Annotated in this window: 12 protein-coding genes; 2 read left to right on the plus strand and 10 right to left on the minus strand. The window is 58.1% G+C overall.

Annotation, left to right across the window (positions count from 1 at the left end):
• Nucleotides 1-6 precede the first annotated feature (6 nt).
• A complete protein-coding gene (gene groES / locus SJY33_RS13345; RefSeq protein WP_379923266.1) occupies nucleotides 7-294 on the minus strand; it encodes a co-chaperone GroES in 288 nt (95 codons plus the stop codon).
• 239 nt (nucleotides 295-533) lie between these two features.
• Here groES and SJY33_RS13350 point away from each other — a divergent pair, with 239 nt between their 5' ends.
• Nucleotides 534-1460, plus strand: a complete 927-nt coding sequence (locus SJY33_RS13350; protein WP_379923267.1) for a mechanosensitive ion channel family protein — start codon at nucleotides 534-536, stop codon at nucleotides 1458-1460.
• Here SJY33_RS13350 and SJY33_RS13355 read toward each other — a convergent pair.
• Nucleotides 1399-2796 (minus strand): MATE family efflux transporter, encoded by a 1398-nt coding sequence (locus SJY33_RS13355; protein ID WP_379923594.1) that lies wholly within the window; start codon nucleotides 2794-2796, stop codon nucleotides 1399-1401. The two genes, SJY33_RS13350 and SJY33_RS13355, sit on opposite strands and share 62 nt — an antisense overlap.
• A 203-nt stretch (nucleotides 2797-2999) precedes the next feature.
• Between SJY33_RS13355 and SJY33_RS13360 the strand changes: the two genes are divergently transcribed.
• Complete coding sequence (locus SJY33_RS13360) at nucleotides 3000-4409, plus strand: hypothetical protein (protein ID WP_379923268.1); 1410 nt, start codon at nucleotides 3000-3002, stop codon at nucleotides 4407-4409.
• A gap of 17 nt (nucleotides 4410-4426) precedes the next feature.
• Here the strand turns inward: SJY33_RS13360 and csgH are convergent, their stop codons facing one another.
• The 8 genes from csgH to rplL form a co-directional block, all read right to left on the minus strand.
• On the minus strand, nucleotides 4427-4783 hold the full coding sequence (gene csgH / locus SJY33_RS13365) for a curli-like amyloid fiber formation chaperone CsgH (RefSeq protein WP_379923269.1): 357 nt from the start codon (nucleotides 4781-4783) through the stop codon (nucleotides 4427-4429).
• A complete protein-coding gene (locus SJY33_RS13370) occupies nucleotides 4780-5559 on the minus strand; it encodes a hypothetical protein (protein ID WP_379923271.1) in 780 nt (259 codons plus the stop codon). The genes csgH and SJY33_RS13370 overlap by 4 nt, the downstream gene beginning before the upstream one ends.
• Before the next feature lie 5 nt (nucleotides 5560-5564).
• Nucleotides 5565-6206 carry a hypothetical protein gene (locus SJY33_RS13375; protein WP_379923273.1) on the minus strand — a complete coding sequence of 214 codons (642 nt, stop codon included), beginning with the start codon at nucleotides 6204-6206 and terminating at the stop codon, nucleotides 5565-5567.
• Nucleotides 6207-6284: 78 nt separating this feature from the next.
• A complete protein-coding gene (locus SJY33_RS13380) occupies nucleotides 6285-7772 on the minus strand; it encodes a hypothetical protein (RefSeq protein WP_379923274.1) in 1488 nt (495 codons plus the stop codon).
• 54 nt (nucleotides 7773-7826) lie between these two features.
• Complete coding sequence (locus SJY33_RS13385; protein ID WP_379923275.1) at nucleotides 7827-9806, minus strand: beta strand repeat-containing protein; 1980 nt, start codon at nucleotides 9804-9806, stop codon at nucleotides 7827-7829.
• A 464-nt stretch (nucleotides 9807-10270) separates the two neighbouring features.
• Nucleotides 10271-11185 carry a CsgG/HfaB family protein gene (locus SJY33_RS13390; RefSeq protein WP_379923276.1) on the minus strand — a complete coding sequence of 305 codons (915 nt, stop codon included), beginning with the start codon at nucleotides 11183-11185 and terminating at the stop codon, nucleotides 10271-10273.
• A gap of 69 nt (nucleotides 11186-11254) precedes the next feature.
• Nucleotides 11255-11674 (minus strand): curli assembly protein CsgF, encoded by a 420-nt coding sequence (locus tag SJY33_RS13395; RefSeq protein ID WP_379923277.1) that lies wholly within the window; start codon nucleotides 11672-11674, stop codon nucleotides 11255-11257.
• Nucleotides 11675-12482: 808 nt separating this feature from the next.
• Nucleotides 12483-12854, minus strand: a complete 372-nt coding sequence (gene rplL, locus SJY33_RS13400) for a 50S ribosomal protein L7/L12 (RefSeq protein WP_379923278.1) — start codon at nucleotides 12852-12854, stop codon at nucleotides 12483-12485.
• Between the last annotated feature and the right edge of the window lie 52 nt (nucleotides 12855-12906).

Raw genomic sequence — 12906 nt, forward strand, 5'->3', positions numbered from 1 at the left:
AGGCGTTCAGCCCATGATCCCCATGATGTCGCTTTCCTTCATGATCAGCAGGTCTTCGCCGCCGATCTTGACTTCGGTGCCCGACCACTTGCCGAACAGGACGCGATCGCCGACCTTTACGTCGAGCGTGATGCGGGCGCCGGAATCGTCACGGGCGCCTTCACCTACGGCCACGATTTCGCCTTCGCTGGGCTTTTCCTGGGCGCTATCGGGAATGATGATGCCGCCAGCGGTCTTCTGGTCGGCTTCGATGCGACGGACCACAACGCGGTCGTGCAGCGGACGAAATGCCATGTTTATGACCTTTCCTGAAAAGTTGAGGTTGCTTGGCACTCTCCGTCCGAGAGTGCCAACGGACTGGCATTTGGTCGCAGCACCTGATTCAATCAACCCCCGCGTGGGCAAAAAATTTCAAATCAAGCGCAATTTTCGGCGGCGGGGTGGCCAGCGGCGGGTGGGTTCGTTATCCGCGCGGCTGAACCACTATTGCGCCGCACACGATGCGCCGCTGTCAGCAGGAGCCCGTTCGCCCCATGACCGCCCCCCAGTTGCAGGCCCGCCTGGCTGAATTGACCCAGGAATTCGACATGGCAACGCAAGCCTGGATCTGGATACGTGAGGCCATTCCCCAGATTGTTGGCGCGCTGGCGGTTCTGGTGATCGGCGCAATCGTTGCACGGCTTTTGTCACGGGGTGCCGATCGCGCGTTGACCCGTTCTGGCCGGATCGAACCCACGGTCGCCAATTTTCTCGGCAACCTGATCAAGTACGCGCTTTGGGCGGTGGTCGGTGTGACCGTCCTGACCCAGTTCGGAGTGCAGACCACCAGCATTATCGCCGCGCTGGGCGGTCTTGCGCTGGCTGTGGGCCTTGCGTTGCAAGGCACCTTGAGCAACGTCGCGGCGGGTGTGATGATCCTGATTCAGCGGCCGTTCCGTGTGGGCGAAGCTATTAACGCAGGGCCGGTGACGGGCATAGTTCAGGCAATCGGTCTCTTCACCACAGAGCTACTGCAATATGATGGTCTTTACATCATGGTTCCCAACAACGAGTTGTGGAACAAGCCGATTGTCAATTTTTCGCGGATGCCCACACGCCGGTTCGAACTGCTTGTGGGCATTGGCTACAGCGACGATATCGACCATGCGCGCAGCCAGTTGCTGGCTCTGGCCGAGGCTGACGACCGTGTGCTGAGCGATCCTGCGCCGGTTGCGTTCGTTTCGGCGCTGGCGGACAGTTCTGTCACCATGGGCCTGCGCGTGTGGAGCAAGACCGAAGATTATCTTTCGGTGTCCTGGGCGCTGACAGAAGCGGCGAAAAACCAGTTCGACAAGGAGGGCATTTCCATTCCCTTCCCGCAGCGCGAAGTGCATCATGTGGGAGAGCCGGTGAAGGAGCCTAAGGCGCTGCCCGCCCCCGGGTCAGCCCCAGAACCTCACGCCGATTCCACCGCCAGATAAGGCCCACGGCGGCAAAGAACAGCCCTGTGGCCAGACCGATCCAAACCCCCGTACCTTCCAGCGGCGTAAAGAAGCCGAGGCCGACCGACATGCCGATCCCCGGCACCCAATAGCTGAAAATTGCGATCCACATCGGAATCCGCGTGTCCTGCAAACCGCGCAGCGCGCCTGCCGCGACCGCCTGCACGCCATCGGCGAGCTGGAAGATCGCAGCCAGTGCAAGGTATTGCAACGCAAAGGATACCAGCATCGCATTGGCGGCTGCATCAGGATCGACATAGATCCGCAGCAATGCCCTGGGGGCTAGGATCATCGCACTTGCGGTCAGCGCCATGAAGCCTGCGCCGATTGCAATGGCCACCCAACCTGCGCGGCCTGCTGCCAATGCGTCACGTGCGCCGTAGTGGTAGCCCACCCGGATTGCAGCCGCCTGACCCACGCCAAAGGGCACCTGAAATGCGAGCGCGGCGAGCTGCAGCGCAACGGTATGCCCCGCAAGTTCCGCAGATCCAAACCGTCCCATCAAGAACGCCGCAGTACCAAAAATACCCGCCTCGGCCGTGATGGTAAGCGCAATCGGCGTGCCGATCTGGATGATCTGCTTGAACCGCGCCCAGTCGGGTGACCACAGCCGCCCGAAGACATGATAGCGGTGCAAGCGCCGGTCCATCCGGATAGCCACGACATAGGCCCCCAGCGTGAAGAAACCGGTGATGATCGTCGCAACCGCAGCGCCCGACAGGCCCATTTCAGGCGCACCGAATTTTCCGAAGATAAAGACGTAATTGGCTGCCGCATTGACGAAAATGCCGAGCCCGGTGATCGCCGTGGCGAAGATCGGTCGTCCCAATGCCGATACGAAATTGCGCAGCACGCCCGCTAGCAGCATCGGCACCATCGAATAGATGATGACGTTGTTGTACTGGTTCGCCAGCGCGATAATTCCGGTCTGTTGGCCCGAAAGGCGCATGATCGGATCAAGCATCAGGCAAAGCCCCATGCCGCCGATGCCGGCAATCACTGCCAGCCACAGCGCCATTCGCACCGACCGCCTGACAGGACGCAGCGCCGGGGCCCGTGCGCCCACCGCCTCGGCAATCAGTGGGGCCACCGCGCCCGTCAAACCAGTCAGCGCCCACAAGACCAGCCCGAACAGCGATACCGCCAGCGCCGATCCTGCCAGCTCCTGCTCACCCAGGCGGGCGATGAAGATCACGTCGACCGCATAGGTCAGCATCTGCAGCAGATTGGCAGCCGCAAGCGGCCATGCCAGTGCGAGCGTGGCGCGCAGTTCCTGGCCCCAGCTGGGTGTTTCGAGGTGGGTCGCCTGTTGCATCATCGGTCCGGACACCCGCCGGATGGCGAGCCGGTCCGGATAGGCGGGTAGGCGATTCGGGGAAAGCGCAAAAGCGCCGCATCACCTGCGTTGCGGCCCTTTGCCGGAACACCTGCGGAACATGCGCTCCCCAAGGGCCGATTGCGATGAAATCGCTTTGCCGAATCGGGCCGTCCGCTCATAATCCTGTTCCGGGGGAACACATGGTACAACGCCTAAACTTCCGAGCCTTTGACGTTGACCGCCGCAACGATGGTGCAGGCAGCACTGTGCAGCGTCTGCACACTGGCGCGGGACTGGTTGCGCGGACGCTGTCCGGCACGGCGGCGTTCATCGCGGTGCTGGCGCTTCCGGAATATTCGGTCGGTGCCGGCGATCTTCTGCCATCCGACGCAGCAGACGATCCGCCCGAACCTGCATTGGTCAAGCACAGACGAGCGATTGCGACCTTCGCCGCATCACCGGCACCGGGGTTGGAAGGCGTGCGATATGCCGCGATGTTCGCGCCGCTGCCCGTTTCAGCGGACCGGCTCCGTTTGGATGCGGCAAGCACCGGAATCGCAGCGCCCCCTGCGCCCCCTGCATTGCCTGCAGGTGCGCAAAAGTCATCTAAGCCCGCTTTGGCAGCGACGATCCATCAATCACCCGACCGCTTCGGCCAAACCGACGCCGTGGCGGCGATGAACGGGTCGACGGCGGATCTCACTGCAGCTCGCGCTTGGCCGTCTGATGCACGGTCGGCGGTGTCCGCCCAAGCCGATATCGCCGTATCATCCCCGCTTGCTGAGGATATTCCGATGGCCGCGATGGCCCCTGCCATTCCAGCGGTGCCGGCCGCAGCAATGCCCCTCGTAGGGGACGCTGTGCCTGTGATCGCGGCGGCACTTACGCAGTCAGCAACAGTGGACCCGTCAGCAATTTCTGCCGGACCCGCGGCAGTTGCGCAATTGACCGTTTCCCGCTTGTCTGCAGCGGACATAACGGTCGATCCTGCCACGCGCACTGTGCGTGCGCCAACTTCCATGCCTGAGACGGATGATGCTGCGAAGTCTGCGCCAACAAATGCAGGCATCGTAGCGCTGACTTCGGGGCGGCCCGTTGCTCAGGCAAGCCGGCCAGCCCCCACCGCTCCGATTGTCCCAGGAATGCGCGCCAACTCGGCGGCCGCAGCAGCGCCGACCGCAGCAACGTTGGCATCCTTGCCGCTGACGGCGATAGCTGCGCCGGCATCAGCCCCACGCGTGTCTGCTCCGTCCGCAACCGTGGCCCGATTGATCACGCGGGTCGACGGCAAGGCATCCGGTGCGGTTGATTTCGAGCAGTCGTCTTCAGGGATCAAGGTGCGGTTGGGCTCTATCGCCGAGGTGTTGGCGGACCGGATCGATGCCGCGCAACTGGCCCGAATCCGCAGTTCGGCCGCGGGCAATGCCTGGTTGTCGTTGGGGGAATTGCAGGCGCAGGGAATCCCGATCAGCTATGATCCGGTTTATGACGAATTTAACGTCAGTCATTCCGACACGCGGCCCAAAAATGCCCGCAAGGTCCATATGGATCAGATTTCAGCGATCGAACTCCGGCTGGATAAAGAAGGGCTCGTTCAGCGCGGGAGATGACAATTAGGTATTGTCATTTAGTCCATCTCGCAACTTCCTTCAAAGACTTCATAAGGCTCACGTCCCAACTCTTCGGCAACCAGCTTTACACACCAGTTCTCACCAACGGTCGCGCGCATGGTGGACAGCACAGCCGTCTTTCCCGCAATAAGCGTCGTCTTTCCTCGGTGACGGGACGTCGATTGCGCAACTACTTCGAGCGAATAGCTGACCTCCTGCGAACGAGCCGAACGACCGATCAACTGCACCTCGACGACGTCACCGCGTTTTTTGACATCAAGTGACAGCGCTTGGGGATCTTGCTTCATTGTGGGAGCCGTTCCGGAGGTAAGAACCAAGAGCGCAGCCAGGCTTTCCAATTGAAAAATGGTCATGGTGTGCCGCCCCCAAGTTGGTTGATAATCGCATCGATAAGTGCCTGCGTCGCTTCTCCAAGGCCCTCCGTTCCATCCGGCTTGACTTCCTTAGGCTGTGTAGATGCCGAATCTGGAACCAGCGCTATTGAGGCAATCGCCTGATTGCTGAAATCGTCCGTTGCCGCATTTGTACGAGCAAGGCGTTCGATCACTTGATTGAAGTTTGGCTGCGCTGAAATATCCAGCCCGCCGCGCAACAGTTGCTCTTCCGCGCTAAGAGGGCGTTCGATGTCGAGCGCAAAATCCTGAGAGCGGGTTTCAATCCGGTCACGGCACAATGCCAATACAGCAGGAATTTGCGGCGGATCGTCACATATGTCCGTACCCTCGATCGTCTGTAGCAGAACGTGCCGTTCTGCCGCGCTCAACTGTGCGAGGGTGGCGTTGAGATCGGCCCTGGACAACTGGCGAATGCCCGCGCTCGCTTCAATCCGGCTTGAAATCTGCTCTGCCGTATCACCATTGGGCGGGCGAATTATCTGGCCATGAGGCGCTTGTACCAAGCTGGCACGGTCTTTGAGCGGCTGTTCGTGTTCAAGATCAAGATAGGCTTTACCAGAGTTGCCCTGATGGACGACTTCGCTTGAGGATGCTTGTACCTGATCGGCTTGTGCGCGATTGTCGGTACCGCGGTCCTGGGACGATGCCTGCCCCGGCGAGAGACAGCCTATGGCGACGAGCAATGGGATCGTGAGGCGGGGGAGGCAGGCAAGACGCATGGGGACGATCATCATTGGCCTTATCCGCCCGAACCGGGTGGAAGGGTAAACTGTGCGCCGGCTGCGCTTTGGGTAATCTGGAGATTGCCGTTGCCGGTCTGGACAATTCCAAGATCGGAAAGACCATTCCCGATTTGGGTCCATTCCAGTTGGTTACTGTTGCCGAGCTGTGTTGCGGTCATGGTGTTATCATCGCCCACCTGATTCAGTTCGGCGCTGTTGTTGCTGCCATCCTGCGCGAGCATGAGCGAATTGCCATTGCCGCTCTGAACTACTGCAGCGGTCGTCTGCGCATTGGCCAACGATTCGTTCTGAAACGTCACGGCGATGTTTTGGTTGCCCTCTTGCGCAAGCGCGAGAACGACGCTGCCCTCCTGCTGCGCAAGGACATTATTGTTATCGCCATTTTGAACAATTTGAGCCCGCTGGACAGCAGCGCCGTTCTGGTCGAGCTCAACTTCATTACCATCGCCCTCCTGCACAATGCGGGCGAAGCTGTCGGCGTTCGTTTGTGTCACAGATGCCACGGCGTTTTCGCCGATTTGAGTCACAAACACTCCCCTTTCGGGCGCAGTTTGGGCCGATACCGGGTTCCAGCCAGTCAGCCCTAACCCGCCGATCAGCAGGCATATGGAGGCAGAACGGATAGCGGAAAGCGGCATGGCGATATCCTTATACTCTTATTGGGTGCTCTGGGCGAGAATAACCTCCCGCCCAGAGCTGCGTTGGTATAATCGCAATCAGAATGTACCGGTGGGCACGGAAGCGTTCTGCCCCACAAGCGCGGTGTTCCCGTTGCCGGTCTGGTTGACAGTCGAAAGGTTGCCCGCGCCGCCCTGTGCAACGTCGGCTACGTTGAAGTTTCCAGCCTGGATTATGGTCGATTCGTTGAATTCGCCCGTATCCGTTAGCTGCGCCTTATTATCGATACCGTCCTGCTGGATGCTGGAGATACCGTTATTGCCGTCTTGATTGACCAAGGCAAAGTTCCTGCTGCTGCTCGCACCCGAGACAATCACAAGATCGCTGTCGACGCCCTGTGAAACGTTGGACCTGTTGCGATCACCCGACTGGGACACGTTGGCGACCTGATCTTCGCCTACTTGCAAGATGCCGACATCGGTGATGCTATCTGGCGTGCCCGACACATTGCCACTGCCGATCTGGGTAATCGTGGCGGTCTGGTTGATCCCGAACTGAAGCACCGAGGCTTTGTTGCCATCGCCAGTTTGAGCGATGCTGGCTACGTCGCTCTCTATCGCCCCAATTGTGATCGGACGCCCGCGGACCGTAGCGATCAGATTGCGCGCATCTGCCTGCCCTATCGCTGCGGTGTTCATGTCGCCCGTCTGTACGATCGTTGAACGCGACGACTCTGCGCGTTCGACGATGCTTGCAGTGTTCTCATCACCAAGTTGATTGACGCGGGCGAAGGCACCGTCGGCGACCTGATCGACTTTCGAAACGTTCATATCGCCGAACTGATCGACGTCGACGATCACAAGAGCGCCCGCCTGATCAACCAGAGATTGGTTGTTGGCGCCGGTCTGATCGACCGTCACCAGCGCGGCATCGGCAGTCTGGCCAACGTCGGAGAGGTTTTCTTGCCCCGACTGAGTCACGACAACCGTTGCCGCGTCGCCAGTTTGCGAAACCAGGGAATTGTTACCGAGCGTTTCCAACTCATCATTGGTCTGAACCACCGAGACACTTGCAAAATTGCCGGTCTGCGTCACATCCGAAACGTTTTGAGAGCCGTTTTGCTGGACCGTGGTGATCGCAAAGTCGGCCGACGAAGTCTGGCTGATGACAGAGCTGTTGCCGACACCGTTCTGACCGACATCGGCAAGAAGATCATTGCCTCTCTGGACGACGGATGAAAGGTTACCTGCGCCGTTCTGATCGACTTCAGCCGTGGCCCGGTCTGCAGAAGCGGTCTGTTCGATTTCAGATTCGTTGGCAGCACCGGCATCGTTCGTCTGGTTGACAGTTGCCGTATTGTCTTCGCCATCCTGATCGATTTCCGATAGCGACTGTCCGTTGCCAATCTGCGTAACGTCAGCGGCTTCGTCAGTGCCGGTCTGTTCGATGTCGGAGCAATTGCCGCTTGAAGTGGTGGAGCAATCGGCAATGCCGGGTGTAAGCGCGCTGGCCGAATCCTGAGCGACTGCGGTGCCGCCGATGGCGAGAGCCAGCGCCGAAGCACCGGCAAGAATAAGAGTTTTCATGTTAGTTTCCCCAAAAAAGAAAGGGGGGCGCAGCCTGCTGCACCCCCCACATCGTCAGCCGCCGATCGACGGAGCTACGCCTTGATTAACCGTGGCACTGTTGCCGTTGCCGCCCTGCGTTACGTACGAAGAATTGCCGTTCGAATACTGGTTGACGGTTGCGGTGTTGTTGTCGCCCGACTGGATGACGCTGGAGAAATTATCCAGACCACCCTGCGTTACCAGCGCGAGGTTATCGTTGCCGCCTTGAGTGATCGTTGACTCAGCAAGTTCCGAACCGGCAAGTTGCATGAGACTGGCTTCGTTGCCCATGCCGGTTTGAGTTACAGTTGAACTGCCATCCTGACCCAGCTGATCGATCTGAACTGCATACATGAAGCCATTATCTGGACTGGCGTTGCCACCCGACTGGTTAACGTTCGAGAAGTTACCCTGACCGATCTGATTCACGAACGCACTGGTCGTCGCCGATTGTGTGATCGTCGATTCATTGACATCGTCACCCGAGCCAATCGCGGTCGGATCTGTTTGCTGATTTACGACCGCCACAGCTTCAAACGCACCGGAATTCTGGTTCACCGTCGAAAGGTTTTGGCTGCCCGTTTGGGTAACCATGGCGCTTGCATCATCGCTCTGAGTAATGAACGACTGGTTGGTCGGGAAGGAAGGGCCGTTCGTAGTGTTGTTGCCGAACTGATTAACGATCGCCGTGGCACCGTCGGCGTTTTGTTCGATCGACGAATCATTGTCGCCATAGCTACCTAGCTGGTTAACGGTTGCTTCGGCAGCTGCCGTTTGCCTGATATCCGAGTTGTTGAAGGTTCCATCCTGAACAACAGTGGCAGTAGCGATGCCGTCAACATTGCTCTGACGAATATCCGAACGGTTCAACTGGCCCGTCTGATTAAGCGTCGCATCGTTCTGGCCAAGACCTGACTGCCTGATGTTCGAGAAGTTGCCGCGAACGGTGTCAGTCCCGCCATCGAAACGGTTGTCGCGTGCGCGCGGGCTGGTCGGATTGATGCCTTCGGAAGTCTGGGTCACCTTTGCGCTTCCGCTTGTGGAGCTCTGGTTCACCGTGCTGTCGTTCTGGTCACCGAACTGTTTGATGATGACCGCGCTGGCAGGGGTCGCATCACCCCTAGTCGAGTTGTTTTCCTGTACGACGTCCGACATGTTGTCGTTGCCGAATTGATCGACATCGACAATCGTACCAACCGGGAATGCGTCGCCAAGCAAACCCGACTGCTGCACCAATGACATGTTGTCGTTACCCTGCTGATTAACTTCGGCAGTCGCCTCAGCACGCCCACCGCTGTTCGTCTGGCTGATGAACGAATCGTTGTTCACGCCGTTCTGGATGACGTTGGCAGTAAGGTCGCGCTCATCAATCGATGTCGTGCTGAGGTCGCCCTGATAGATGCCCGAGGTGTTTTCCGAGCCGGTTTGGACAACTCCGGTGCGTTGGTTTCCGTTGAACGGTAGTCCAACCGTGCTCGTGTTGGCAGACTGGAACACGATCGAGTCGTTGGCGTCACCGGTCTGCGTCACTTCGACAGCCGAATTGTTGCCTTCCTGGTTCACATACGAGGTGCTGTCGCCATCCTGATTAACACCAACCTGAAGCCGCGAGCTTTTGCCTTGGTAGATGACCGAATCGGCGCCATCACCTTTCTGACTTACTTCAATCTTGTTGCGAACGAAGGTTCCGCTTGCATTGGGTACGAAAACACCCGGGCCGCCGCTCTGCTCGACGAATGAGGTGGCGTTCGTACCTTCCTGAGTTACTTTTGCGTCTACATTCGCCGATGCTGCGGTCTGGTTGATGGCCGACACGTTAGCCGAACCAGACTGGTTCAGAATGGCATTGCCATCGGTGCCGGCCTGATCAATCGTCGAGCAATTGTTGCCTGCGCTTGCGCATTCAGCAGGTGTAGATGGATAGGTCGGGGTGGACGGAGCCGTTTGACCAAAGGCCGGGACGGCAATCGAAAGCGCCAGGACGGAAGCGCCTGTAAGAATAGTCTTTCTCATCTCACATTTCCTTTGTGTTGAGGTTTCCAGTGCGACTACGCGTGCATGTTTTCTGTCCGGGATCGTGTATGTCCCGGTGATTTTGCCCGGGCCGTACCGGTAGGGTGCGGACGGGAAGCTCTGGATCTGTGGGGGGTGCCGCCAGTGGCGCTGTGCAGCCACGCAATGCGCCGCTTTTGCGGGCAATCTGAAACATGGCCGCAGACGCGATTGCGCCTTTGTATGCAGTCTCAGTCACATGCTGGTCGGCTTTCACGGTTGCATCTGCCCCTACGATAGGCGATACCAACCACATGCCGCGGCGCGCCAAGACGCCGGGCTAAATTGGTATTCGCATGCCTTTCCTCGCGCGCATTGGAGTTGCAGCTCCTTTGCGTGCTTATTTTCGCGACCTATCCGGCGCTTTCTGCGCTCTCGGGTGAACCCTTCTCGGCCTTCTGGCCTTCAGGGAAACTCGTTCAGTGTCACGAACCGTCGCGGCGCCCTTCTTTCTCTTCGTCATCGACAACCGTAAGAGCGGTCAACGAACCTGCGCGCTTGATCGCTTTCTGAATGTCGCTGGCTTCGTAAAGGCCATCACGCTCAGCGCGGTAGGCGTTGATGATTGGTTGCGCCGCCGCCATGTCCTCAAATCGCCATAGGTCGAGGTCGATCCCTTCGAGTATCAAGCCGTACACAGCCTTTTCGATCGCCTGTTGCAACGCGACTTGATCGGGTTCGTTCGAAGTAATTCCGGCTTCGGCTTCAAGCAGTTCACGGAAAGCCACAAATTTGAATGCACTTGCGCCTATAGCCTGGCTCGCAATTGTTTTGGAGGCGGTGACATTGGCGAGCACTTCGCCGGTGCGTACCGATACAGCGCGCAGATAAACGGTGACGTTGTCCTGCCGGTATTCTGTCCGCGCGCCGATACCCAGGAATGCTGCACCAGCTCCGCCCGTTACGGTGTTGGTATCGTAACCGACGATCCCACCTTCAAGCAGCACGCCAGCGAATAACAGGGCCGGCAACGCGCTGGGATCGATTTCCTGTTCCCCCAAATATCTTTTGCGCATCTCCCCGATGATCTGACGTTCGCGTAGAAGATTATCCAGGCGCTCACGTTCGACAACTGTGAACCAACCGCGACTGCCTGCATCTTGCAGCGCTTTGACCAGCATCGAAGTAGCGCCCTGCGTGACGGCGCGCGACAGGGTCTGGCCGGTTTCGCTGGGTTTGAATTGACCAGTTTGATCAGTGAAGCCGTAGACCGCGATTGCGACCGGGCGTTGTGGCGCGGGCAGCTGATTGAGAAGATTTTGGGTTTGTGTTTTCTTAGGAAAATACGCAAGGCTGGTGGTGGTTGGCAGAGTATTGCGGCCATCCTGGGCCATCTTCATGCACCCACCAAGAGTAAGAGCTGCCGCAGACAAAAGAGCAATCGAGAGAGAAGATCGCAACATCTATTGTCAATCCACTTCGATGAAGAGAGGGACGACGATGCGGGTTTCTTCCCCTGTCTCATCGTTGCGGATAATCAACGTCACCTCGGTAAGGCTGCGAAAAAATTCGATGGTCTGACCACCGAAGCTGACAACGCCTTGTTCTTGAGGGTTTTCGCCAAAAATCGCGTCCACAATTTGTGAGGACAGTGACGACAGCAAACGCGACTGCAGCTGGCGGGCAAAAATATCAGCCTGCGAATTACTGTTCGTCGCACGCGGATCGCGGGTGTCGTTGTTCGCGTTAGCCACGCCAAGGACATGATTTGAATTGAATGGATTTCCGCCGAAAGTGGGGCTTATGGGTTTGTAAACCGCATCCTGAGCCAGTGCTGGAAAGGCGCAAAAAAGCGCCCCCGCCAAGAGGCCTACCTTAACGATGGCCATAGTCTCTCCCCCAAATCATCAAGGAACGTGAGTGGAGCTTTGCCCTTATCAAACGTTCTAAGTCGAAATCCGACCCCGCGACTCGATGCCACGATGTTAGAGATTATTAACTGAGAGTAAAGCTTCTTCAGGGTGCCGACCGCGGAGGTGTCTCATTTGCACGCAGTTGTGATCTTTAGATTTATCGCCGCAACCTAAATGATCGCAGTCTACGATTTGGTTTACCGCAGCGGTGTGACAACAATCAAAGATTGCGCCATTTTGGCTATAATTTTCACCAAGAACTAGGCCTTCAGTGGTTTGACCGGAATTTATCCCCCACCAGCTCAGCAGTAATTTCCCGGTGCGATTTCCCAGCCTTCCCTTCCTGCCGCGTCTATCTCACATAGACGCGGCGCAAACCGCACATTCAGCGGTACGCCCGTCATTGCAGGAATGGCTGCCCGAACTTTAGCAACCAAATGCTTTTTGACGTTTAACGTAGACCCTATGCCAAAGGGGCTGGCACGCGCGCTTTTCGTGTGGTGCCGGCCAAGCATACATCATCTGGCGTCCCCAAAGAGGCATTGCAGGTGGGAACGCACCGGGCTGGAGGTCGTGCAAGACATGCACGCTTCGTTCACAGTTCGTAACGAAGTGGGCTGATGCGCTTATCCTTCCTTGTTGCTGATACCGGATAGGATCGAAGCGTCCGTTACAGGCGCGCGTTACAGATTAGACACAAAAGACGGCGGCACCATTGCTGGTACCGCCGTCCCTTTTTATCCGATCAGACCGGAGGCAGGCGCCCCAAGGCGCCCCGTGTTGCTTACTTGAGCTCGACGGTGCCGCCGGCTTCTTCGATCTTCTTCTTGATTTCTTCAGCTTCAGCCTTGTTGACGCCTTCCTTGATAGCCTTCGGAGCCAATTCAACAAGGGTCTTGGCTTCGGTCAGGCCGAGGCCGGTGATGCCGCGGACTTCCTTGATGACCTGGATCTTCTTGCCACCGTCGCCGGTGAGGATCACGTCAAATTCGGTCTGCTCTTCAACGGCTTCGGCAGCTGCGGCCGGGCCAGCGGCAACAGCGACAGCAGCAGCGGCGCTCACGCCCCATGCTTCTTCGAGGGCCTTGGCAAGGTCAGCGGCTTCGAGCACGGTCAGCTTCGAAAGTTCTTCAACAAGCTTGGCAATATCAGCCATGATGGTTCACTCCAAATTGTGGCGGGGCCGGACACCATGTCCAAAACCCCAA

Source organism: Erythrobacter sp. R86502, assembly GCF_042466465.1.
Lineage (GTDB): Bacteria > Pseudomonadota > Alphaproteobacteria > Sphingomonadales > Sphingomonadaceae > Erythrobacter.